Origin of the sequence: Mesorhizobium sp. M2A.F.Ca.ET.043.02.1.1 (assembly GCF_003952405.1) — a bacterium.
GTDB lineage: Bacteria > Pseudomonadota > Alphaproteobacteria > Rhizobiales > Rhizobiaceae > Mesorhizobium.
Window position 1 is genome coordinate 1942010 of record NZ_CP034445.1, and the last position, 23041, is coordinate 1965050.

The 23041-nt window shown below is 64.5% G+C and carries 25 protein-coding genes; 19 read left to right on the top strand and 6 right to left on the bottom strand.

Annotated elements, in window-relative coordinates:
• Nucleotides 1-38: 38 nt before the first annotated feature.
• From EJ068_RS09215 to EJ068_RS09235, 5 genes are all read right to left on the bottom strand, one after another.
• Entirely contained in the window at nucleotides 39-1667 is a 1629-nt protein-coding gene (locus EJ068_RS09215; protein WP_245463385.1) for a copper resistance CopC/CopD family protein, read from the bottom strand.
• A gap of 51 nt (nucleotides 1668-1718) precedes the next feature.
• Nucleotides 1719-2237: a YcnI family protein gene (locus EJ068_RS09220; protein ID WP_127250050.1), complete on the bottom strand. Its 519-nt coding sequence runs from the start codon at nucleotides 2235-2237 to the stop codon at nucleotides 1719-1721.
• Nucleotides 2238-2267: 30 nt separating this feature from the next.
• The gene (locus tag EJ068_RS09225) at nucleotides 2268-2822 is read right to left on the bottom strand and encodes a copper chaperone PCu(A)C (RefSeq protein WP_245463386.1); all 555 of its coding nucleotides are present in this window, start codon (nucleotides 2820-2822) and stop codon (nucleotides 2268-2270) included.
• Between the two features lie 90 nt (nucleotides 2823-2912).
• On the bottom strand, nucleotides 2913-3260 hold the full coding sequence (locus tag EJ068_RS09230) for a DUF2946 family protein (protein WP_127250051.1): 348 nt from the start codon (nucleotides 3258-3260) through the stop codon (nucleotides 2913-2915).
• Nucleotides 3261-3384: 124 nt separating this feature from the next.
• On the bottom strand, nucleotides 3385-4320 hold the full coding sequence (locus EJ068_RS09235) for a GntR family transcriptional regulator (RefSeq protein WP_127250052.1): 936 nt from the start codon (nucleotides 4318-4320) through the stop codon (nucleotides 3385-3387).
• Between the two features lie 257 nt (nucleotides 4321-4577).
• Between EJ068_RS09235 and EJ068_RS09240 the strand changes: the two genes are divergently transcribed.
• From EJ068_RS09240 to EJ068_RS32545, 8 genes are all read left to right on the top strand, one after another.
• Nucleotides 4578-6083 carry an altronate dehydratase family protein gene (locus EJ068_RS09240; RefSeq protein ID WP_126081154.1) on the top strand — a complete coding sequence of 502 codons (1506 nt, stop codon included), beginning with the start codon at nucleotides 4578-4580 and terminating at the stop codon, nucleotides 6081-6083.
• A gap of 89 nt (nucleotides 6084-6172) precedes the next feature.
• Nucleotides 6173-6343 (top strand): hypothetical protein, encoded by a 171-nt coding sequence (locus EJ068_RS32540; RefSeq protein WP_189342381.1) that lies wholly within the window; start codon nucleotides 6173-6175, stop codon nucleotides 6341-6343.
• Between the two features lie 75 nt (nucleotides 6344-6418).
• Nucleotides 6419-7414 carry an ABC transporter substrate-binding protein gene (locus tag EJ068_RS09245; RefSeq protein ID WP_127250053.1) on the top strand — a complete coding sequence of 332 codons (996 nt, stop codon included), beginning with the start codon at nucleotides 6419-6421 and terminating at the stop codon, nucleotides 7412-7414.
• Between the two features lie 157 nt (nucleotides 7415-7571).
• Nucleotides 7572-9125, top strand: a complete 1554-nt coding sequence (locus EJ068_RS09250; protein ID WP_127250054.1) for a sugar ABC transporter ATP-binding protein — start codon at nucleotides 7572-7574, stop codon at nucleotides 9123-9125.
• Nucleotides 9122-10087, top strand: a complete 966-nt coding sequence (locus tag EJ068_RS09255; protein ID WP_127250055.1) for an ABC transporter permease — start codon at nucleotides 9122-9124, stop codon at nucleotides 10085-10087. The genes EJ068_RS09250 and EJ068_RS09255 overlap by 4 nt, the downstream gene beginning before the upstream one ends.
• Nucleotides 10088-10153: 66 nt before the next feature.
• Nucleotides 10154-11170 (top strand): zinc-binding alcohol dehydrogenase family protein, encoded by a 1017-nt coding sequence (locus EJ068_RS09260; protein WP_127250056.1) that lies wholly within the window; start codon nucleotides 10154-10156, stop codon nucleotides 11168-11170.
• Nucleotides 11171-11465: 295 nt separating this feature from the next.
• Entirely contained in the window at nucleotides 11466-12263 is a 798-nt protein-coding gene (locus EJ068_RS09265) for a transposase (protein WP_129554518.1), read from the top strand.
• Entirely contained in the window at nucleotides 12232-12393 is a 162-nt protein-coding gene (locus EJ068_RS32545; protein ID WP_189512684.1) for a hypothetical protein, read from the top strand. The genes EJ068_RS09265 and EJ068_RS32545 overlap by 32 nt, the downstream gene beginning before the upstream one ends.
• A 173-nt stretch (nucleotides 12394-12566) precedes the next feature.
• Here the strand turns inward: EJ068_RS32545 and phnF are convergent, their stop codons facing one another.
• A complete protein-coding gene (gene phnF, locus EJ068_RS09275; protein ID WP_245463449.1) occupies nucleotides 12567-13304 on the bottom strand; it encodes a phosphonate metabolism transcriptional regulator PhnF in 738 nt (245 codons plus the stop codon).
• Nucleotides 13305-13438: 134 nt separating this feature from the next.
• Between phnF and phnG the strand changes: the two genes are divergently transcribed.
• The 11 genes from phnG (at nucleotide 13439) to phnE (ending at nucleotide 23040) form a co-directional block, all read left to right on the top strand.
• Entirely contained in the window at nucleotides 13439-13900 is a 462-nt protein-coding gene (gene phnG / locus EJ068_RS09280; RefSeq protein WP_127252039.1) for a phosphonate C-P lyase system protein PhnG, read from the top strand.
• Nucleotides 13900-14511 (top strand): phosphonate C-P lyase system protein PhnH, encoded by a 612-nt coding sequence (gene phnH, locus EJ068_RS09285; RefSeq protein ID WP_128315903.1) that lies wholly within the window; start codon nucleotides 13900-13902, stop codon nucleotides 14509-14511. The genes phnG and phnH overlap by 1 nt, the downstream gene beginning before the upstream one ends.
• 1 nt (nucleotide 14512) lies before the next feature.
• A complete protein-coding gene (locus EJ068_RS09290) occupies nucleotides 14513-15625 on the top strand; it encodes a carbon-phosphorus lyase complex subunit PhnI (protein ID WP_127252041.1) in 1113 nt (370 codons plus the stop codon).
• On the top strand, nucleotides 15622-16602 hold the full coding sequence (locus EJ068_RS09295) for an alpha-D-ribose 1-methylphosphonate 5-phosphate C-P-lyase PhnJ (RefSeq protein WP_245463387.1): 981 nt from the start codon (nucleotides 15622-15624) through the stop codon (nucleotides 16600-16602). The genes EJ068_RS09290 and EJ068_RS09295 overlap by 4 nt, the downstream gene beginning before the upstream one ends.
• Nucleotides 16599-17375 (top strand): phosphonate C-P lyase system protein PhnK, encoded by a 777-nt coding sequence (gene phnK, locus EJ068_RS09300; protein ID WP_127252042.1) that lies wholly within the window; start codon nucleotides 16599-16601, stop codon nucleotides 17373-17375. The genes EJ068_RS09295 and phnK overlap by 4 nt, the downstream gene beginning before the upstream one ends.
• A gap of 69 nt (nucleotides 17376-17444) precedes the next feature.
• Nucleotides 17445-18152, top strand: coding sequence for a phosphonate C-P lyase system protein PhnL (gene phnL / locus EJ068_RS09305; protein ID WP_127252043.1), 708 nt, complete (start codon nucleotides 17445-17447; stop codon nucleotides 18150-18152).
• Nucleotides 18149-18766 (top strand): DapH/DapD/GlmU-related protein, encoded by a 618-nt coding sequence (locus EJ068_RS09310; RefSeq protein ID WP_127252044.1) that lies wholly within the window; start codon nucleotides 18149-18151, stop codon nucleotides 18764-18766. Before phnL ends, EJ068_RS09310 begins: the two co-directional genes overlap by 4 nt.
• A gap of 140 nt (nucleotides 18767-18906) precedes the next feature.
• Complete coding sequence (locus tag EJ068_RS09315; RefSeq protein WP_127252045.1) at nucleotides 18907-19617, top strand: DUF1868 domain-containing protein; 711 nt, start codon at nucleotides 18907-18909, stop codon at nucleotides 19615-19617.
• 501 nt (nucleotides 19618-20118) lie between these two features.
• Nucleotides 20119-20976 carry a phosphonate ABC transporter ATP-binding protein gene (phnC, locus tag EJ068_RS09320; protein WP_127252046.1) on the top strand — a complete coding sequence of 286 codons (858 nt, stop codon included), beginning with the start codon at nucleotides 20119-20121 and terminating at the stop codon, nucleotides 20974-20976.
• A gap of 141 nt (nucleotides 20977-21117) precedes the next feature.
• The gene (gene phnD / locus EJ068_RS09325) at nucleotides 21118-22026 is read left to right on the top strand and encodes a phosphonate ABC transporter substrate-binding protein (RefSeq protein WP_127252047.1); all 909 of its coding nucleotides are present in this window, start codon (nucleotides 21118-21120) and stop codon (nucleotides 22024-22026) included.
• A 57-nt stretch (nucleotides 22027-22083) separates the two neighbouring features.
• A complete protein-coding gene (gene phnE / locus EJ068_RS09330; protein WP_127252048.1) occupies nucleotides 22084-23040 on the top strand; it encodes a phosphonate ABC transporter, permease protein PhnE in 957 nt (318 codons plus the stop codon).
• Nucleotide 23041: the final 1 nt, after the last annotated feature.

Sequence of the window (23041 nt, forward strand, 5' to 3'; positions counted from 1 at the left end):
CCGTCAACCGCCTCGCCGTATTCTATATGGACTGGATCTCAATCGGATCGGATGTCGATCGGCGCCTCGATCTTTACCGCCTCGAAATCCGAAACGAGGATATCGAGCCGGGCGTTCCATCGGCCGGGCAGCGGAATGACGAGATTATCGACGCGCCAGGTGCCGTCGCCGGGTTTCCTCGCCGGCCGCTTGATCGGCTCGATGCCGGAATCCGGCTTCGACAGCACCAGCGTCACCTGCTTGGCGTCGAGCGGTCCGAAATCACCCGTCATAATCACCATCGACGCAGCGACCGCGCCCGCATGTCCAGGCGTGATGCTGAGATCGGCCATAGCTTCCAGCGTGTGGATATGGATCGACACCGGCTGCGCCGCGGCGATCGCCAGCGCGCGCGGCGGCGGGGTGAAGCGCCAGCCGGCGGCGACGCCGAAGATCGCGAGCACAATCACCACCTCGATGCCGATCGAGCGCACCAGCCGTCGCTGCACTTCCGTGTCACCGGCCTCGGCGGGCGCCGTCAACGTCCAGCGATTGACCGCGGCTAGCGTGAACAGGAAGAGCAGCAGCGCCAGCTTGAGCAGCAGCAGGCGGCCATAGGCGGTGTGGACCAGCGCAGCCGGCTCTTGCACCTGGATGACTCCAAGCACGATGCCGCTTGCGGCAAGCAGGATGACGACCGGCAGGATCGCCCGGGAGAAGCGCCGCAGAAAGACTTTTGCTTCCGCCGGCTCCCGCCGCAATGCCAGGCCGAGCGGTGCCAGCGCGCCGGCCCAGAAGGCGATTGCCGTGCCATGCAGGAACACCAGCGGCCGCGTCAGCCATTGCGGTTCGGCGGCGCTGGCGTGGCCGCTGGCGGCAAGAGCGCCGCCGACACAAAGCAGTGCTGCGCCTGCCGACGGCTTGCGAAGACCCGACGGCCCGGCAAGCGACAGCAAAGCGAGACCAAGAGCGATCAGGCCGATCAGCACGGTCCAGACATAGTTCGTCTCCAGCGCGGTCTTCCAGACGGCCGGCGCTGCAAAGCGCGCGAGCGGGGCGCCAAGCCCATCCAGTCCTTGCAGCCCAAGCGACACCGGCGCGCCGGCGAGGCCGAAAATGAGGGCCACGGCGACAAAGCGCCGGCCGCGGGGCCCGTCCCCAGCCAGCAAGGCGAGAGCGAACGCGCCGCCGACGCCGAGGAAGAGGCCGGCATAGAAAAACAACCTGGCGATCCAGATCGCCGCGCGCAGCGTCCAGTCCACGGCTTCGCCCGCGGTCGGTGCCGCGCTTGGCGCGCCGATGGAAAACAGCGCCGAACCGCCGACCGGATGGCCGTCGACCGACACCACCCGCCAACTCAGAACATGCGTGCCGGATTTAAGCGTTTCGGGATTGTCGATCTCAACCGTCTGGTCGTTGAGACGGAAGGATGTCAAAGCAAGCTGCGAGCCGTCCGGCCGCACAAGAGTGAGCACCAGCGGCGAGACGGGCTCGCTGAAGATCAGCGAAAACTGCGCCGGGCTTTGCTCCAGCAAGGCGCCGTCGGCAGGATCTGTCGCGACCAGCGCAGCATGCGCGAAGGCTCGCCCGGGCATGGCCAACACCGCCATCGCCACGAGCAGTGCCACCAGCCAGGCAATCGGGCCGGTATGCAGGCGCATCGTCGGGGAAGATTGTGCTGCGTTCATGCCGTCTTACAGGAGATGGTGGCGCGCCCCGATGGAGCGCGCCAACAAAGATCATTTCTTCGGCAGTAGTTTGATGCCGGGCGCCGGACTTTCCAAGGCGTCCTCATCCTGGCCCGCCGCCGGGATCTCGATCCAGCGGTCGGTGGCGTCGCCGCATTCCTGCACCACCGGGAAATAGAGCATCTGGCCGGCCGGCAGGTCGGCCGCCAGCGAGGCGCGGAAGACGAATTCGTCATAGAATTCGTCCGGCAAATTGCCGCCGCTCCAGTCCACTTCCTTCACGCCGGTGGTCAGCGTCTCGCCATAGAGCTGGTAGGATTTCTCGTATTTGCCCTTCTTGATCTGCAGCGTCCAGCCGGGCTTGGGCATCGGCTTCACCGCGATGACGCCTTCGGGGATCTGCACGCGCACGGCCGTCGTCGCCTTGCCCTCGCAGCCATGCGGCACGCGCAGGACCGCCTTGTAGGTGGAGCCGACAGCCGCTTCCTGCGTTTCCAGCGTGATATGGGCGAGCGCGGCATTGGTTCCGAGCGCGCAAAGCACGCCCGCCGCCAGAAGATACTTCATCATGAATTGTCCCTCTGATTTCGATTTGGCGGATTATTCGGCGTGGTCCATGTCCATGTCGCCACTGCCGGTCTCGCCCATGCCTTCGACGGCAAACTCGACCTTGACGCTGCCGGCCTTCTCGAAGGTCAGCGTCGCCGGGAATTTCTCGCCCTGCTTCGGCTGCCGCTTCAAGCCGGTGAACATCAGATGGTGGGCGCCGGGCTTCAGCGCGACCTTGCCGCCGGCCGGGATCTCCAGCCCGCCCTCGACCGGCCGCATGGTCATAACGCCGTCCTTGACGCCCATCTCATGCAGCTCGGCCTTGTCGGAGATGTCGGAGGAAATCGACAGCAGCCGGTCGGGCGCGCTGCCCTTGTTGACCACGGTGAAATAGCCGCCGGCCACCTTGGCGCCGGGCGGCGTCGCCCGCGACCAGGGATGCTCGATCTCGAGGTCGCCGACCTTGAACTCATGCGCGAGGGCACCGGGAATGCACGCCAGGAGAAGAACAACGAAAAGCGCGGCGAAGGCGAGACGCCGCTGGAAGTCGAGCTGCCGCGTGCCGCGAAGGACGAAGGCTTGCGCCCGGGGTAGAAGATTGGACATGGGTGCTCCATGAATATGAGGATCGCGCCGCCTTTGCGGCCGCGAACAGTCTGGTCTTTGGATGAATGGGTCCGCGGATGGTTCCGCGGATCAGACCATTGCCGGCGGCGCGCGCGGATTGGCCGGAGAACGGTCGCGGGCGAAATCCTGGTGCCGGAAGGCCGGAAGCTGGAAGGTGACCGCCTCTAAAAGCCGGGTTCCGGCCAGCGCGCCTGCTTCCGGCGGCGGCAGATGCGCTGGCGAAACCATGCTGCAGCCGAGCGAGCAACAGGCCGGCATATGCTGCTGGTGCGGATCCCCTCCGGGGAGTTTTACGGCCCCTTCATGCGTGCAGATGACATTGCCGAAGGCATCGAGCTGCGACGGCGCGCCGAAGGCGAAGGCGCCGAGGGAGGACTGAAGCAACAGGAGCAGCGCCGCGACGAACGCGGCCGGCATGCTCCATCGTCTCAGCCGGATATGCAACGCAAAGCCTCTCCCGGAAATTCGATCGACCGTAACACGGACGATAAGGCGGGAAAATCGGCAAAACCGCGCTGCGGCAACGCGGCGCGATACCCGTTCATGCCCGGGAAAATGTGCCTGACAACGTACCGTCGGCGGGCTGCGCCTGCCGTCCCTCGGGAATCGAGCTCAGCAGCGTCTGGCGCGCCGACTTCAGGTGCTTGCGGCAGGCGACGTCTACCTTGGCGGGATCGCGCGACTTCAGCGCCGCGATATAGGCGAGATGCTCCTGGATCGCGACTTCGTTGCGCTGGCGCTCCTCGGCCTTGTTCCACTGATAATGGTAGTGGAAGATCATCGCGATCACGTCATAGAAGTCGACGATGAAGCGGTTGTGCGAGGCGCGGTGGATCAGCCGGTGGAGACGCTCGTCGAGCTCCGAGAATTCGTTGAAGCGCGTGGCTATGTCGCTGGCAAGCTGGCGATGTTCGACCTCCAGCCGGTCGAGATCGGCCCACACCGCGCTGTCCACCGGCAGGGCGGCGAAGGCCGCCGCCGAGCGCAGCTCGAACATCTCGCGGATCTCGGTCAGCTCCAGCGCGAAGGCGCGCGTGAAACCCTTCAGCACCCAGTGGCTGTTGCGCCGCTTCTCGATGAGCCCGAAGCGTGAGAAGCGGATCAGGAATTCGCGCACGCTGGTGGTGCCCACCCCGATCTCGCGCGCCAGTTCCAGCTCGTTGATCTGCATGCCGGCCTCGGCGCCGCCGGCAAGCAGCCTGCGCATGAAGGAGCGCTCGATGATCTCGGCCAGCGAATCTGTCTCTTCCTCGGGGAAGAAATCCTCCGGCAGCGGTCCCCTGAGCACTGTCTTGTTACGCTTGTTCCAGGCAATCAGCCCGGTCTCTTCCATGCGCGAAAGGATGCTGCGCACAGTGGTCCGGCTCACACCGAGCAGCGTGCCGAGTTCCGGCTCGGACGGCAGGCTTTGGGTCTCGTCGAGCAGCCGCAGGCAGCGGTTGAACGCGTCCTTGTAGACGTTGTTGCTCTTCGACATGCCTGTATCCCCCAACGCTCGCAGCGGAAAGCCGAAAGCGCGATATGATCGGTGTCTCCTAGCGCACGGCCCCGAAAAGCGGAATCGTTTTTCGCCGGCTTGCCAAACGGGCGGTCGCGCATCGAACAAGGGGCGCCAGCCGCCGCTGATGAAAAAACAATTGACGCAAAAATGTTTTTTCACGATAAAAGACATTACCCCCAAACGGGCGCATGTCAATCCGCCCGCATTCCCAGGATGACCCAGGACAGCCGCTCGTGAACCCCGCAAACACCATTCTTCTTTCCCCCGCCGACAATGTCGCGGTCGCCAACGGCCGCATCGAGATCGGCACGGCGCTGCCGGGTGGCGCCACCGCGATCGCGGTGATCGAGCCTGGCCACAAGGTTGCGATCAGGCCGATCACGGCGGGCGAAGCCGTGGTGAAATACGCGCAGGCGATCGGCCGCGCCACCCAGGACATCGCGCCCGGCGAGCATGTCCATTCGCACAATCTGGTGTTCGAGAGCGGCCGCCTGCCGGTGGTTCCGCCGAGCGAGGCCGAGCACGCCACCGAAGCCGACCGCAAGCGCACCTTCATGGGCTACCGCCGTGCCGACGGGCGCGCCGGCACGCGCAACTTCATCGGCATCATCGCCAGCGTGAATTGTTCGGCCACCGTCTGCCACGCCATCGCCGACGAGGCCAACCGCACGATTCTGCCAAAATATCCCGGCATCGACGGTTTCGTTCCGATCGTCCATGGCCAGGGCTGCGGCATGAGCGGCACCGGTGACGGCATGATGGTTCTGCACCGCACGCTTGCGGGCTATGCCCGCCATCCGAATTTCGGCGGCGTGATGATGGTCGGGCTGGGCTGCGAGGTCAATCAGCTCACCCTCTACGGCCAGAAGGGTGTCGCGGCGGGAAAACGCCATTTCAACATCCAGGAGGCCGGCGGCTCGCGCAAATCGGTCGAGAAGGCGATGGGCGTGCTCACCGAGATCGCCGAGGAAGTCGGCCACCTCAAGCGCGAGCCCATCCCGGTCAGCGAGATCGTCGTCGGCCTGCAATGCGGCGGCTCGGACGGCATGTCGGGCATCACCGCCAACCCGGCATTGGGCGCCGCTGTCGACATCCTGGCCGGCGTCGGTGGCATCGGCATCCTGTCGGAGACGACCGAGATCTACGGCGCCGAGCACCTGCTCGCCTATCGCGCCGCCTCGCCCGAGATCGCCGCCAAGCTCGATGGCTTCGTGAAATGGTGGGAGGACCATACCGCCAAGCACGGCGCTTCGATCGACAACAACCCCTCGCCCGGCAACAAGCGCGGCGGCCTGACCACGATCCTCGAGAAGTCGCTGGGCGCCGTCGCCAAGGGCGGCCAGACCCCGCTCAACGGCGTCTTCGGCTATGCTGAGAAGGTTTCGGGCCACGGCCTGGTGTTCATGGACACGCCCGGCTACGACCCGGTCTCGGCCACCGGCCAGGTGGCGGGCGGCGCCAATGTCATCGTCTTCACCACCGGCCGCGGCTCCTGCTTCGGCTGCCGGCCGACGCCGTCGATCAAGGTCGCCACCAACTCGACCATGTACCACCAGATGGAAGAGGACATGGACGTCAATTGCGGCGTCATCGCCTCGGGTGAGAAGACCATTGCCGGCATGGGCCGCGAGATCTTCGAGCTGATCATCGAGACGGCGTCCGGCCGCAAGACCAAGAGCGAGGCGTTCGGCTACGGCGACAACGAGTTCGTGCCCTGGCATCTCGGCGCGACGCTTTAGTCCGAAAGTCAATATTGCGGCGGAAGCCGGGAACCCGGCCTTCCATCTGCGACCTTGTGAGGGAATAAATATTCCATATTGACATAATAATGGAATTATTGTTCCATGTCGATAAGGAGGAACGGGAAGCATCCATCTGCCGCCAAGGTGGAGCCGGTATGGCAGAACAGACCTCACCCGCATCAAACAAACGGCAGCAGACACCGCTTGCATCGGCCATGGCAATGCTCTATCAAAAAATGGTATCTGTTTTTTATTGATAAAGTTCTGTTTGGGCCGCGCCTATCCAGATGGAGCTTCCGAAACCTTCACCAGGCGACTTAGGGAGGAACCTAATGAAATTCGTGACCAGCCTTCTCAACCGCCGTGCTTTCGTGGCCCTGGCCGCGGCGTCGATGCTTGCCGGCGCCATGCATTCCGCACCCGCCTCGGCGGCCGACGTGACCATTCCGATCATCGTCAAGGACACCACCTCCTTCTACTGGCAGATCGTGCTGGCCGGCGCCCGCAAGGCCGGCAAGGACCTCGGCATCAACGTGCCGGAGCTCGGCGCCCAGGCCGAGACCGACATCAATGGCCAAGTCTCGATCCTCGAAAACGCCGTCGCCAGCAACCCGGCGGCGATCGTGATCTCGCCAACCGAGTTCAAGGCGCTTGGCAAGCCGATCGATGAGGCGGCATCCAAGGTCAAGGTCATCGGCATCGACTCCGGCGCCGACTCCAAGGCCTTCACCTCCTTCCTCACCACCGACAACGTCCAGGGCGGCCGCGTCGCCGCTGACGGTCTCGCCGCCGCGATCGGCGCCGCCAATGGCGGCAAGGTTGAAGGCAAGGTCGCGCTGATCACGGCCCTTCCCGGCGCCGGCTCGCTCGAGCAGCGCAAGCAGGGCTTCATCGAACAGATCAAGGCCAAATATCCGGGCCTCGAGCTCGTCGCCGACAAATACGCCGACGGCCAGGCCACCACCGGCCTCAACATCGCCACCGACCTGATCACCGCCAATCCGGACCTCAAGGGCATCTTCGCCTCGAACTTGATCATGGCGCAGGGCGTCGGCCAGGCCATCGCCGAGAACAACCTTGGCGGCAAGGTGGCGCTGATCGGCTTCGACAGCGACGAGAAGCTGATCAAGTTCCTCAATGACGGCGTCATCTCCGGCCTTGTCGTCCAGGACCCGTACCGGATGGGCTATGACGGCATCAAGACCGCTCTGGCTGCCTCGAAGGGCGAGAAGGTCGAGGCCAATGTCGACACCGGCGCCAACCTCGTCACCAAGGACAACATGAAGGATCCCAAGATCGACGCGCTGCTCAACCCGAAGCTCAACTGAGCAGTGTCGCTTGCACTCGTTTCCGGGGCCTCGCGCCCCGGAAACATCCGTCAGGCGATTTGGAAATCCGCGGGCCTGATCTAGGTTTTGACTCCAAGATGCGCGTCAGACGCATCGCTGCATACCCAATGGTTGAGACCAATCTGGGAGGATTGTCATGACGTCGACGGCGCAGGAACTGCACCCCGCCCCCACGCTGGCCCCGGGCAGGACGATCCTCGAGCTCAACGGGCTGGAAAAGCGCTATCCCGGCACGCATGCGCTGAAGCCGGTGCATCTCGCCTTCAAGGCCGGCGAGATCCACGCCATCGTCGGCGAGAACGGCGCCGGCAAGTCGACCCTGATAAAACTTCTGACCGGCGTCATGCCGCGCACCTCGGGCGAGGTGATCTGGGAGGGCAAGCCGGCGGCCTTGGCCACACCGCATGAGGCGATGGCGCTGGGCATCAACGCCGTCCACCAGGAGGTGGTGCTTTGCCGCCATCTCACCGTCGCCGCCAACATGTTCCTCGGCGAGGAGGAGTCCCGCTTCGGCCTGCTGCAGCAACGCGCCATGGTCAAGGAAGCGCAGAAGATCATCGACGGGCTGGGCTTCGACCTGCCGGCGCATGTCGTTCTCGGCGACCTAACCATCGGCCAGCAGCAGTTGATCGCCGCAGCTAGGGCTACCGTGCGCGGCACCAAATTCCTGATCTTTGACGAACCGACCGCCTATCTCACCCGCAAGGAGGCCGACCAGCTGTTCAAGCTGATCCGAAGGCTCAAGGGCGAAGGTGTCACCATCATCTACATCAGCCACCGCATGGAGGAAGTGTTCGAGCTTGCCGACCGCGTTTCCGTACTGCGCGACGGCACGTTGGTCGGCACCCGCAACATCGCCGAGACCGACGAGGCCGAGCTGGTCAAGCTGATGATCAACCGCTCGATCGAGCAGATCTACCACAAGGAGCATTTCACGCCCGGCGCCACGATCGTCGAGACGAAGAACCTTTCCGGCAAAGGTTTCGAGAATGTCTCGGTGACCGTCCGCGCCGGCGAGATCGTTGGCCTTTACGGCCTGATCGGCGCAGGCCGCAGCGAGTTCGTCACCACGCTTTACGGCCGCCACAGGAAATCGGCCGGCCAGATCCTGTGGGAGGGCAAGGAGGTCCAGGTCAATTCCGAGCATGACGCCATAAGGCTCGGCATGGCCCTTGCCCCGGAAAGCCGCCGCGACCAAGGCCTGTGCCTCAACCTGTCGGTCGGCATGAACCTCAACCTGCCGATCTACAAGCGCATTTCCAGCAACGCCTTGATCTCGGGCGCCAAGGAGAAGGCCGAAGCCGATCGCCAGATCGCGGACCTGCGCATCAAGACGCCGACACGCAGCGCGCTCGCCTCCAGCCTCTCAGGCGGCAACCAGCAGAAGATCGTCATCGGCAAATGGCTGGCGCATGGCGCCAAGCTGTTCATCTTCGACGAGCCGACGGTGGGCGTCGATGTCGGCACCAAGGCCGAGATCTACCGCCTGTTCTCGACGCTGTTGTCGAAGGGGGCCGGCATCATCCTGATCTCGTCCTATCTGCCGGAGGTCTATGAGCTTGCCGACACGCTGCATGTGTTCCGGCGCGGCAAACTGGTCGCCACGCATGGGTTCCGCACGGCAAGCCACGAGGACATTCTGGGTCAGGCGCTGGCCGAGAAACAAGAAAAAACGGGAGGACAAAAATGAGCACCGAGGCGATCCCCGCCGAAAAAACCAAGCGCAATTTCAACGCGCTCTTCGGCCTGACCCTGCTTGGCCTTCTGCTGCTGATGTGGATCGTACTGGCCGTCGCCACGCCCTCCTTCGCCACGGCCCTCAACATCACCAATCTTCTGCGCCAGGGCTCACTGATCGCCATCCTCGCAGTCGGCCAAACCTTCGTTATCATCACCGGCGGCATCGACTTGTCGGTCGGCGCGGTGGTCGGCTTCACGACTGTTGTGGTGGCGCTTCTGATCAATGCCGGCTGGCCGATCTGGGCGGCGGTGCTGATCACCTTGCTAGTCGGCGTCGCCATCGGCCTCTTCCACGGCTTCGGCATCGTCAAAATGGGCCTGCCGCCCTTCATCATCACCTTGGCCACCATGACCTCGCTACGCGGGATTGGCCTTCTGATGACCAACGGCAACTCGATCTCGATCAACAGCGACCCGTTCCAGGCCTTCTCCCGCGGCTCGCTGTTCGGCATCCCCTATCTGTTCTGGATGGTGATCCTCGTCGCCATTCCGTCCTACATCTTCCTGCACCACACGCGCTGGGGCCGCTATCTGTTCTCGGTCGGCTCCAACGCCGAAGCCGCGCGCCTGTCTGGCGTCAACGTGCCACGCACCATCTTCATGGCCTATATCCTCTCCGGTCTGCTCGCCGCCTTCGTCGGCGTGCTCTTGGCCTCGCGCATCGGCATCGGCAACCCGACGCAGGGCGACACCTATGAACTGCAGGCCATCGCCTCGTCGGTGATCGGCGGCACCTCGCTGTTCGGCGCCATCGGCTCCGTGCACGGGCCGCTGATCGGCTCCTTCATCCTGTCGACGATCAACAACGGCGCCAACCTGCTCAACGTCAACACCTTCTGGCAACGCGTCATCACCGGAGCACTGATCATCGTCATCGTCTACTTCGACGGCTTGCGCCGTCGCGGCAAGTGACTCCTCCCAGAAACTAACGCGCCGGCCCGGCCGGACCGAGGCCGGCGCCCTTTTTGGATCTGTTCAATGAAAGCCGTCGTTTGCCGCTCGCCCGGCGACCTTGTCCTCGAAGACCGCGCAGCGCCCGGGGCGCCACCACCCGGCTGGGCGCGCGTCGCCGTCAGCCATGTCGGCATCTGCGGCACCGACTATCACATCTTCGAAGGCAAGCATCCCTTCCTCGCCTATCCGCGCATCATGGGCCATGAGGTTTCCGGCATCATCGTCGAGAAGGGAGAAGGCATCGATCTTGCCGTCGGCGAGGCGGTCATCATCAACCCCTATCTTTCATGCGGCCAATGCATCGCCTGCCGGCATGGCAAGCCGAATTGCTGCGTGAGGATCGAGGTGCTGGGCGTCCATCGCGACGGCGCCATGTGCGACGAGATCCTGGTGCCGGCGCAGAACCTTTACCCGACGAATGGCCTGTCGCTGGCCGACGCCGCTGCGGTGGAATTCCTGGCTATCGGCGCGCATGCGGTGCGCCGATCGCTCGGGCAGCCCGGCCAGCGTACACTGGTCATCGGCGCCGGCCCTATCGGGCTCGGCACGGCGATATTCGCCCGCATCGCCGGCCTGGATGTCAGCCTGCTCGACATGAGCAGTGAGCGCCTTGGCTTCGCTGAAAAGGAACTCGGCTTTGCCCCGCTCGACACCTCCAAGGCATCGGCCGCCGACCTGGTGCGGCAGGCGACCTTCGGCGAAGGGTTCGACCTCGTCTTCGACGCGACCGGCAACACGACGTCGGTGCAGTCCGCCTTCGCCCATGTCGCGCATGGCGGCACATTGGTGCTGGTCAGCGTAGTCAAGGACGACATCGCCTTCTCCGACCCCGAATTCCACAAGCGCGAGATGACTTTGGTCGGCAGCCGCAATGCGCTCAAGGCCGACTTCGAGCATGTCGCGGCCTCGATCCGCAACGGCGCCGTGCCGTTGGGCAAGCTCGTCACCCATCGCACCACGCTCGCCGCAACGCCGCGCGATCTGGCGCGATGGACGCATGAGAAGTCGGGGCTGATCAAGGCGGTTATCGAGGTGGGGTGAGAGACGCCGGCATAGAGATTTCCGGCCCTGGATATCTGGCAATCACAGCCTTGGTGATTGGCCGAAGCGCCTACCCCTTCGTCATCCCAGGGCGAAGCAGGAGCGCAGCTCCGTCGCGGAGACCCTGGGATCCTGTGTGTTGGTTCTGGTGTATGGTTGAGGTGGGAAGGAGACCGAGTGGATCGTGGTCGTCCTTTCGGCATGGCCCGGTCCCTTCCCACCGGTGAACCATCAACCTGAACAGTTGCACGGGGCTGTTCGAAGCAGACCCCGCACCACAGGAAGAGGCGTGGACATGATAGCCCAGAACTATGTCGGCTGCGACATCTCCAAGCAGTGGCTCGACTTTTTTGATGAGACAAGCGGCCGTCTTCGGCGCATCGACAACCAGGCCGATGCGATCGCCGCCTATGTGGCAGGCCTTGATCCCAGTCGGGACTTCGTCGTCATGGAGGCGACAGGTGTCCATGACCGGCTGCTGCGCCATGCGCTGGCCAAGGCCGGCGTGCCGTTCTCGCGGCACAACCCGGCGCACACCCACCACTATTCGAAGTCGACGCGCCGGCGCGCCAAGACCGATCCTCTCGATGCCAGGATGCTGAGCGACTATGGCCGCCGCTATAACCCTGAGGCCGAGCCGGCGCCGAGCGAAGAAGTCGAGCGGCTTCAATCGCTTGCCGGCCACCGCGACCATTTGGTCGAGATGCGGGCAGCGCTGAACAAGCACCTCGCCGAGGCTTTCGAGGAGGCCGTCATTGCCGATCTGGAAGAGACGATCGCCTTCCTCGACACGCGTATCAAGGCGTTCGAGAGCCAGATTGCCGAAGTCATTCGTCAAAACCAGGACACCGCTCGCGACCATGCGCTGATGGTCTCCGTGCCCGGTGTCTCCAATGTCGGCGCGCTCTCTTTGCTGGCGCTCCTGCCCGAGCTCGGCCAGCGCTCACCCAAGGCGAATCGCCGCGCTCGCCGGCCTTGCCCCGTTCGACAACAAGAGCGGCAAGCTCAGCCGCAGGAGCCAGATCCAGGGCGGGCGATCACGCGTGCGTCGCGCCCTCTATATGGCTGCCCTCACCGCCATCAGAACCTGTGAGCGCTTCAAGACCTTCTATACCGCACTTGCTGCCCGCTCAGGGTCCAAGAAACTCGCCATCATCGCCGTCGCAAGGAAGCTCCTGGTCGTCCTCAACGCCATCATGCGCGACAAAACCGCATTCGCGTGAACACAGTTGCCATGCCGTGACCTTCGAAGCTCTGCGACGATCCAGAATTCTGCTCTGTCGCATTCCACGGTCGAGGTAACGGAATGGATCCTCGGGTCTGCGCTCCGCTTCGCGTCGCTCCGCCCGTGGATGACGACCCCGAGATTATCGCACTGGAGTGATGATGGGCGGGACTAATCGCCAGCCGACAGCCTCAGTTCCACCCGCTCCGCCGGGAACCTCGACTCCGCGAACTGGATCGGCTCACCGCCGAGTGTGACGTTGACGGCGACGGTGACCAGCAAGATGGCGCCCGGCTGCAGATCGAGCGCTGCGAGGTCGTCGGCGTCGGCATGGCGTGCCGACAGCACCGTCGAGTGCCGCAGATAATCATTGACGCCGAAGCGCTTCAGCGAGGCGGTGATCGATCCCGTTTCCGCCATTGCCGCCTCGATGCCGGCGAAGCGCTTGGCGTCGAACCAGGTCGTCGCGCGCGACACCGCGTGACCGTCGGCCTCGCCGCGCGTCTCCAGCCGGATGACGGCCGCGCCCTTGGCAAGGCCCAGCGCCTCGGCGATGCGCCGGCTGGCCGGCTCCGTCGAGGACGACAACAGCGCAATATGCCGCTCGCTCGTCTGCCCCTGCAGCCCGGTCGAGAAGCGCGTGCGCGCGCCGATCGGATAGGACAGCCGCTTGCGCGACAGGACGAAGGTGCCGCGGCCCTGCTCGGCCTTCAGCACGCCTTCCTGCACCAATGCTGCAATGGCGCTACGCACCGTGTGGCGGTTGACGCCGTATCGTTCCGCCAACGCGACTTCGGGCGGCAGCGCCGCGTTCTCGGCGAAATCGCCGCTCGCGATCCCCTGCAGGATCCGGTCGGCGATCTGCCGCCACAGCGACACGCCGTTGCGCCTTTCGATGCTGCTCGCCAGTCCGGTCACCCATCGCCCCCAAGCATTTTTCCGGGTTGTCATCCACCCGTCATGGACTCCCGTTACCAGATAAGTATAATTTGTATAGTTGTCTATATCAATAGACAAATTTTACGCATGCAGGGAGCAATGCCATGCGAGGACAGGAAGCGCGCGAGCAGGCCGGGCGGAAAGCCTTGATGGAGACGCTGGCGCATGCCGAAGCCGATGAGATCGCGCGCCTGTGGAACGAAGCGGGCCTGCCTTCCGAGGCCGAGCTCTTGCGCGGCCCCGAGACCGGACTGGTGACGGTACGCGGGCGCATCGGCGGCGGTGGCGCGCCGTTCAATGTCGGCGAGGCGACCGTCACCCGCGCCACGGTGCGGCTGCACTCCGGCCAGGTCGGCCATTCCTACGCGCTCGGCCGCGACAAGGACAAGGCCAGGCTCGCCGCAATCGCCGACGCGCTGTGGCAGGACCCGCCGCAGCGTGAAGCAGTCGAGACGAAGCTCGCCGCGCCTTTGCGCGCGGCGCTCGATGCGGCGCGCGAGACGCGGCGCGTCGAGACGGCGGCCACGAAAGTGGATTTCTTCACCATGGTGCGCGGAGAGGACTGATGGATATCGCCACGCAATCGATCGACGGCGGCTTCGCCGAGCCAGTCTTCAACGCGCAAACCGTCTTCCGCGCCATCATGGACGCGATGGCGCGCCCAGGCTCCGTGCAGGCCCTGCCGCAACTCACCCGCCCGCCGGCGCCATTGTCGGCGACGGCCGGGGCCGTGGCGCTCTCGCTCTGCGACAATGACACCCCGCTCTGGCTCGATCCGCCGCTGCAGGCGGAAGCTTCGGTCAAGGCCTGGCTCGGCTTCCACACCGGCGCGCCCTTGGCCAACACGCCGGCCGACGCGCATTTCGCCCTGATCGCCAATCCGAAGGAGATGGCCGCGCTAGACGGTTTTGCGCAAGGCACGCAGGAATACCCCGACCGCTCGACGACGCTGATCCTCCTGGTCGACGACCTCGCTTCGGGCCCGTCGCTGCTGCTTGAGGGCCCCGGGATCGAAAAAACGTCGATGATCGCGCCTCCGGGCATGCCGCGCCATTTCGTCGAGCAGTGGAAGCAGAACAACCAGCGTTTCCCGCGCGGCGTCGACATCATCCTGGCAGCGCCAGGCAGCCTCGCCTGCCTGCCGCGCACCACCCGCATCAAGTCGATGGAGGCATGACATGTATGTCGCGGTGAAAGGTGGCGAAGCCGCCATTGCCAATGCCCACCGCCTGCTGGCCGACCGCCGCCGCGGCGACCGCTCGGTGCCGGCGCTGCGCCTCGACCAGATCGTCGAGCAGCTGGCGCTCGGCGTCGACCGGGTGATGAGCGAAGGCTCGCTCTATGATCGCGAGTTGGCGGCTCTGGCCATCGTCCAGGCACGCGGCGACATGATCGAGGCGATCTTCCTGGTGCGCGCTTACCGCACCACGCTGCCACGCTTCGGCTACGCCAATCCGGTCGATACCGGCGCGATGCAGGTCGAGCGTCGTATCTCGGCCACCTACAAGGACCTGCCGGGCGGCCAGGTGCTCGGCCCGACCTTCGACTACACCCACCGCCTGCTCGATCCGGAGCTCGCCGCCGGCGCTGAGGTCGAGACGCCGGCGCAGCGCCCGGTCGAGCCGGAGGCCATGCCGCGCGTCTCGGCGATCCTCGCCCATGAAGGCCTGATCGAGGCCGATGGCGAGATGCCGTTGGACCATGTGCCGGGCGATATCACCCGCGAGCCGCTGCAATTCCCGATGGCGCGCGACATCCGCCTGCAGGCGCTGTCGCGCGGCGACGAGGGCTTTTTGCTGGCGCTCGGCTATTCGACGCAGCGCGGCTATGCGCGCAACCACCCCTTTGTCGGCGAGATCCGCATCGGCGAGGTCGAGCTGGAGCTGGATGTGCCGGAGCTGCCCTTCGCCGTGCCGCTGGGCTCCATCCGCGTCACCGAATGCCAGATGGTCAACCAGTTCAAGGGCTCGGCCAAGGCGCCGCCGCAGTTCACCCGCGGCTATGGCCTGGTGTTCGGCCAGAGCGAGCGCAAGGCGATGGCGATGGCGTTGTGCGACCGGGCGCTGCGCGCGGGCGAACTCGGCGAGGATGTCGTCGCAGCCGCGCAGGACGAGGAATTCGTCATCTCGCATTCCGACAATGTGCAGGCGACCGGCTTCGTCGAGCATCTGAAGCTGCCGCATTATGTCGACTTCCAGGCCGAACTCGGCCTCGTGCGCCGCATGCGCGCCGAATACGAAGCGCGGGAAAATGAGGACAAGGCTGAAGAGAAAAGGGAGGCCGCCGAATGAACGCCCAATCGACCGACATAGCCACCTACAACTTCGCCTATCTCGATGAGCAGACCAAGCGGATGATTCGCCGCGCCATTTTGAAGGGCATCGCCATCCCCGGCTACCAGGTGCCTTTCGCCTCGCGCGAGATGCCGATGCCTTATGGTTGGGGCACTGGCGGCGTGCAGGTCACCGCCTCGATCATCGGTCCCGACGACGTGTTGAAAGTCATCGACCAGGGCGCCGACGACACCACCAACGCCGTGTCGATCCGCGCCTTCTTCAAGAAGGTCGCCAAGGTCGACGTCACCACCGAGACCGCTAAGGCGACCATCATCCAGACTCGCCACCGCATCCCTGAGCAGCCACTGACTGCCGGCCAGGTGCTGGTCTTCCAGGTGCCGATCCCCGAGCCGCTGCGCTTCCTCGAGCCACGCGAGACCGAGACGCGAAAAATGCATGCGCTGGAGGAATACGGCCTCATGCATGTGAAGCTCTACGAGGACATCGCCAAGCATGGCCGCATCGCCACCACCTATGCCTATCCGGTCAAGGTCGAAGGCCGCTATGTGATGGACCCTTCGCCGACGCCGAAATTCGACAATCCGAAGATGCATCGTTCGCCGGCCTTGCAATTGTTCGGCGCCGGCCGCGAGAAGCGCATCTATGCGGTGCCGCCCTTCACCGACGTCGTCAGCCTCGACTTCGAGGATCATCCCTTCGAGGTGCAGACCTTCGACCAGCCCTGCGCGCTCTGCGGCGCCGAGAATGTCTATCTCGACGAGGTCATCCTCGACGACCATGGCGGCCACATGTTCGTCTGCTCGGACACCGACCATTGCGAGAAGCGGCGGGCCGACTCTACCTCCCCCTCGTGGGGAGGTCGCGCCGAAGGCGCGGGTGGGGGGAACGGCCAATCTTCTCTTTCTTCAACCCCCACCCCGGCGCTGCGCGCCGACCCTCCCCACAAGGGGGAGGGTAAGGAGGCGAAATGACCGACGAACCGCTGCTGCGCGTTTCAGCGCTCTCCAAATTCTACGGCTCGCGCGTCGGCTGCGAGAACGTCACCTTCGATCTCTGGCCGGGCGAGGTGCTGGCTGTCGTCGGCGAGTCCGGCTCCGGCAAGACGACGTTGCTCAACTGCCTGTCGACCCGGCTGCTGCCTTCTTCCGGCACCGCGAGCTACCGGATGCGCGACGGCCAGTGGCGCGAGCTCTACCGCATGAGCGAGGCCGAGCGCCGCTTCCTGATGCGCACCGACTGGGGCTTCGTCCACCAGAACCCGGCCGACGGGCTGCGCATGACGGTCTCCGCCGGAGCCAATGTCGGCGAGCGGCTGATGGCGGTCGGCGACCGCCACTATGGCAGGATCCGCGCCACCGCCGTTGACTGGCTGTCGCGCGTCGAGATCGACGAGGACCGCATCGACGACGAGCCCCGCGCCTTTTCCGGCGGCATGCGCCAGCGCCTGCAGATCGCCCGCAACTTGGTGACCGGGCCGCAGCTCGTCTTCATGGACGAGCCTACCGGCGGTCTCGACGTCTCGGTGCAGGCGCGCCTGCTCGACCTGTTGCGCGGTCTGGTCACCGATCTGGGGCTGGCGGCGATTGTCGTCACTCACGACCTCGCGGTGGCGCGGCTTCTGTCGCAGCGCATGATGGTGATGAAGGACGGCCGCGTCGTCGAGAGCGGCCTCACCGACCGCGTGCTCGACGATCCGCGCGCGCCTTACACCCAGCTTCTCGTTTCTTCGATTTTGCAGGTCTAGCCGCATGGTCCCGAAAAGTGGAAGCCGGTTTTCGGACCAGACCATGCGGCAAAATAAAGGACTCTAATCATGGCCACGCCGCTTGTTGTTTCCGATGTCGCGAAAAGCTTCACCATGCATCTGCGCGATGGCGTCACGCTGCCGGTGGTGGCGGGCGTCTCTTTCGCGATCCGCGCAGGCGAATGCGCCGTGCTCGGCGGTCCGTCGGGCGCCGGAAAAAGCTCGATCCTTAAGATGCTCTACGGCAACTACGCCGTAGACGAAGGCCAGATCATCGTCCAGCATGGGGGCGGGTTGATCGACCTCGCCTCCGCCAGCCCGCGCACCGTGCTTTCCGTGCGCCGCCACACCATAGGCTATGTCAGCCAGTTCCTGCGCACCGTGCCGCGCGTCTCGGCGCTCGACGTCGTCGCCGAGCCGCTGGTCGAGCGCGGCGGGGATCGCGAGACCGCGCGGGCGAAGGCTCGCTCCTTGCTTGCGCAGCTCAACCTGCCCGAAAAGCTCTGGGCGCTGCCGCCGGCGACCTTCTCCGGCGGCGAGCAGCAGCGCGTCAACATCGCGCGCGGCTTCATCACCGAGCATCCGATCCTGCTGCTCGACGAGCCGACCGCTTCGCTCGACGCCCGGAATCGCGATGTTGTGGTCGAACTCATCGCCGCCAAGAAAGCGGCCGGCGTTGCGCTGCTCGGCATCTTCCATGACCTCGACGTGCGCGGCGCGGTCGCCGATCGCGTCATCGACGTCACCGCCTTCGCCCCTGGAAAGATCGCCGCATGAGCAAAAAACTCTCGGAGGCGCCGCTGATCCATCCGACGGCGCAGGTCGAAAACTCGACGCTCGGCCGCTGGACCGAGATCGCCGAGCGCAGCCGCGTCGCCGAATGCGAGCTCGGCGACTATTCCTACATGATGCAGGATTGCGCGGTCTGGTGCGCCACCATCGGCAAGTTCTCCAACATCGCGGCAAGCGTGCGCATCAACGCCACAAACCATCCGACCTGGCGGCCGACGCTGCACCATTTCACCTACCGCGCGTCGGATTATTGGGACGACGCCGAGCATGAAAGCGAGTTTTTCGCTCAGCGCCGCGCCAAACGCGTCACCATCGGCCACGACACCTGGCTCGGCCACGGCTCGACCATCCTGCCCGGCGTCACCGTCGGCGACGGCGCGGCGGTCGGCGCCGGGGCGGTGGTGTCGAAGGACGTCGCGCCCTACACCATCGTCGGCGGCGTGCCGGCGAAACCGATCCGCGAGCGCTTCGACCGCCGCACCGCCGAGCGGTACCAGGCCTTAGCCTGGTGGGACTGGGACCATGCAACACTGCGCGCCGCGCTCGACGATTTCCGAGAGCTGTCGGCCGAGGCGTTTTTGGAGAAATACGGCGGCTGATTTCGGTGAATGGTGAATGGTCAATAGCGAATGGTAACGACGCCCTTCTTTCTCACCATTCACCATTCACCATTCACCATTCACCATTCACATCCTTGACACATGACTCGGACAAGAGCCGATCTCCCCAGGAGATCGCCATGCTCGACACAGTCAGACCTTCGCTCGCCGGATTTTTCGAAGGTACCGACCCGGCTCTGCCCACGCATCTCGGTACCCGTTACGACACAGCCGGCAACTTCCTCCCTGAACCGGGCAACACGGTCGTCTGCCATCTGGTCAAGGGCTCGCCTTCCGAAGCGGCGATCATCGAGGTACGCGAGCGCATGCTTGCCATGCCGGATGCCGATCGGCTCGCCTTCACCCCCATCTCCAGCCTGCATATGACGCTCTTCCAGGGCATCATCGAATACCGGCGTCGCCTTCCCTACTGGCGGTCGGACGTGCCGCTCGACACCAGCATCGACGATATGACCCGCCTCTATCTCGAGCGCCTGCAAGGCTTCGAGGGCCACGGTCCCTTCAAGGTCAAGATTGTCGAAGTCGTGCCGACGGGCCTCACCGTCGCCGGCGCCACTGAGGAGGATCGCCGGATCCTGAAAGCCTGGCGCGATGCGCTTTCGGTGCCGTTCGGTTACCGCCATCCGGACCACGACACCTATGTCTTCCACATCACCTTCGCCTACCAGATCCGCCGCCTCGCCGACCAGCGGGCCGCGGCCTGGCAGGAATTGTTCGACGACTGCTTGTCATTCCTCAAGCGCGAAGCTCAGGTGATCGAGCTGAAGGCTCCGGCCTTTTGCAGCTTCAAGGACATGAAGCATTTCGAGGAATTGCTGGTGCTTGGCTAGTGGTTCTGCGCAGGGATTGTGGAAGTTGCCGCTTGTCGGCGGGCAAGGTTTCACCGTTCCTTTGCGTGAAATCAGCACAAACGCCGGGGATTGGCTGAAGCCCTCCAACCTCGTCATCCCTGGGCGAAGCAGCCGCGAAGCGGCGTCGCGGAGACCCTGGGATCCATTCCGTGACCCTGATCGAAGCGTGCAGCGGAGCAGAATTCTGCTCCGCGGCAGCGCTCATGCGTCACGGAATGGATCCTCGGGTCTGCGCGCGTTGCTGCGCTCCTTGCTCCGCCCGTGGATGACGACGGGAATGGGCGTTTCAGCCAATCTCCAAGGTATGCCGCTGCCCAACAGAAACATAGCCGGCCCGATCAAAATCCCTGTGCCGGGAATTAACCCCGTCAAGCCTGTGACTCGTAACAAAACTGACATCAATCCGACACCCCAGCTTCATCGGGCTGCGCTAGCGAAGGTTAACGGACCCTCGAAACCGCGACGTACCGGAGTTTTGCCATGTCAGCATCATCGGCCACGCTCGAAATCCGCGGCGTAACCCGACGATTTGGCAAGAACACCGCTGTCAGCGACATCAACATCTCGATCCCGCGCGGTCAGATGGTCGGTATCATCGGCCGCTCCGGCGCCGGGAAGTCCACGCTGCTGCGCATGATCAATCGTCTCATCGATCCCAGCCAGGGATCGATTTTTTTTGACGGCGCCGAGGTCTCCTCCCTGCAGGGCTCGCCGCTGCGCCGCTGGCAGCGCGACTGCGCCATGATCTTCCAGCAGTTCAACCTCGTGCCGCGCCTCGACGTCTTGACCAATGTCCTGCTCGGCCGCCTCAACCACCGCTCGACGGTTTCTAACCTGCTCGGCATGTTCACGCGCACCGAATGCGCCGAGGCGGTCGCCGCGCTCGAGCGCCTCGACATCGCCCGCATCGCGCTTCAGCCGGCCGGCACGCTGTCCGGCGGCCAGCAGCAGCGCGTCGCGATCGCCCGCGCCATGATGCAGCAGCCGAAGGTGCTTCTGGCCGACGAGCCGATCGCCTCGCTCGACCCGCTCAACGCCAAGATGGTGATGGATTCGCTGCGCGACATCAATCTGCGCGAAGGCATCACCGTCGTCACCAATCTGCACACGCTGGACACCGCCCGCGCCTATTGCAGCCGCATCATCGGCATGGCCGCCGGCAAGGTCGTCTTCGATGGCGCCCCGCAAGACCTCGATCGCGACGCCGTGCGCATGGTCTACGGCGCCGATGCCAGCGGCGCCGAGATCTCCGAGGCCATCACGTCGACCAGCGTGACCATCAAGCCGAAGATCATCGCATCCGCCGGACCGCTCGAACCCGCCTTCCCTGGCTACTGAGTCCATTGCCCCGCCCCCAGTCGGTCCGGGCAAATCGTGGATTTCGGCAGAGCAACCCGGATCGCCCGCCAGCGTCAAAGGCAAGACTTGAAAAATCAGAACGCCGCCGGCGCGCAGCCGGAACAACAGGAGAGAGAGCAAATGTTCAGGAAGATGGTTTTTGGAGCGGTTTCGCTGCTCGCCATGGCCGCAAGCGCCGCGCACGCCGCCGATATCAAGGAATTCCGCGTCGGCATCCTCGGCGGCGAGAATGAGACCGACCGTCTGCGCAACTATCAGTGCCTCGCCGACCACCTGAAGTCGGAATTCGGCTTCGAGAAGGTTTCGCTTTTCCCGGCCGCCGACTATGACGGCGTCATCCAGGGCCTGCTCGGCGGCACGCTCGATTTCGCCGAGCTCGGCGCGTCCGGCTACGCCAGCATCTATCTCAAGGACCCGAAGGCGGTCACCCCGATCCTCACCACCAAGCAGACCGACGGCTCGACCGGCTATTATTCGGTTGGCCTGGCGCTGAAGACCTCCGGCATCACCGACATCAAGTCGGCCAAGGGCAAGAAGCTCGGCTATGCCGATCCGGATTCGACCTCGGGCTACCTGATCCCGCTGACCCAGATTCCGAAGGACACTGGCGCTTCCAACGAGACCTACTTCGCCTCGACCCAGTTCAACGGCGGCCACGAGAACAACATCCTGGCCGTGCGCGACGGCAAGGTCGACGTGGCGGTGGACGACTCCTCGGGCATCGGCGACTTCAAGAACGGCTACACCTCGGGCACCTTCCACAAGGAAGTCGCCAAGGGCGCGGTCGACCCGAACGACTTCGTCGAAGTGTGGCGCTCGGGCCTGATCCCGAACGGTCCGCTGGTTGTCCGCACCGCGCTCGGCGACGACATGACCGCCAAGCTCACCGCCTTCTTCACCGCCCTGCCGGCCAAGGACAAGGCCTGCTTCGAAGGCATCGAAGGCGGCGATTTCACCGGCTACGTCCCGGTGAAGCCTGACTTCTACAACGTCATCGTCGAAGCCCGCAAAGCCGCTATCGGCGGCTGAAGGCATCAGGAAAAGGGCGGCGTCGCAAAAAACGCCGCCCTTTTTGCATTCACAATCATGACCCTTTCGACAACGATCCATTCCGATGCGACCCGCCAGCAGGCCGACGCCTGGCGGCGCCAGACCTCGCTGCGCCGCTTCTACACCGCGCTTGGCGTCGGCCTGCTGCTTGTCGCCATGTTCGCGACCATGTGGTTCGCCGACGAGGCCAATGCCGGCCACTTCTTCGACCGCCTGCCGCATATCCTCGATTTCCTGAGCTGGCTGATCCCGAAGGACTGGAACGATGTTTGGCGTGCGCTGTTCGACATCGCCTCGCCCAGCGACAAGGGCACGCAGGAGTTCAACTTCCCGCTCGGCCGGGTCTACATCTGGGGCGGCTTCTACATCCCCGAATATTTCGAGCTGATGCTGACGACGGTGAACGTGGCGTTGGTCTCGACCTTCATCGGCTTCGTCTTCGCCGTACCTTTCTCCTTCATCGCCGCGCGCAACCTGACGCCGAGCCCTATCCTGCGGCTCGTCGTCAAGCGCTTCATGGAACTGCTGCGCGCCTTTCCGGAGATCGTCATTGCCGGCCTGTTCGCGGCGATCGTCTCGATTGGCCCCGTCGCGGCAATCATCGCCATTGGCCTGCATTCGATCGGCGCGCTGGGCAAGCTCTTCTACGAGATCAACGAGAACATCGACATGCGCCCGGAAGAGGGCCTGCGCGCGGTCGGCGCCAATTGGTTCGAGCGCGTGCGCTTCGCCGACCTGCCGCAGGTGCTGCCCAACTTCATGTCCTACACGCTGCTCCGGATCGAGATCAATGTGCGCATCTCGACCATCATGGGCGCGGTCGGCGGCGGCGGTATCGGCGAGGAGCTGAAGCTTGCCATCTCGCGCGGCTTCGGCGCCAAGACGCTGGCGCTGGTGCTCCTGCTCTTCGTCACCATCATCATCGTCGACCAGTTCTCCGCCTGGCTGCGCCGCAAGCTCGTCGGCGAGCAGGCTTTCCTGATGAGCGCTTGAC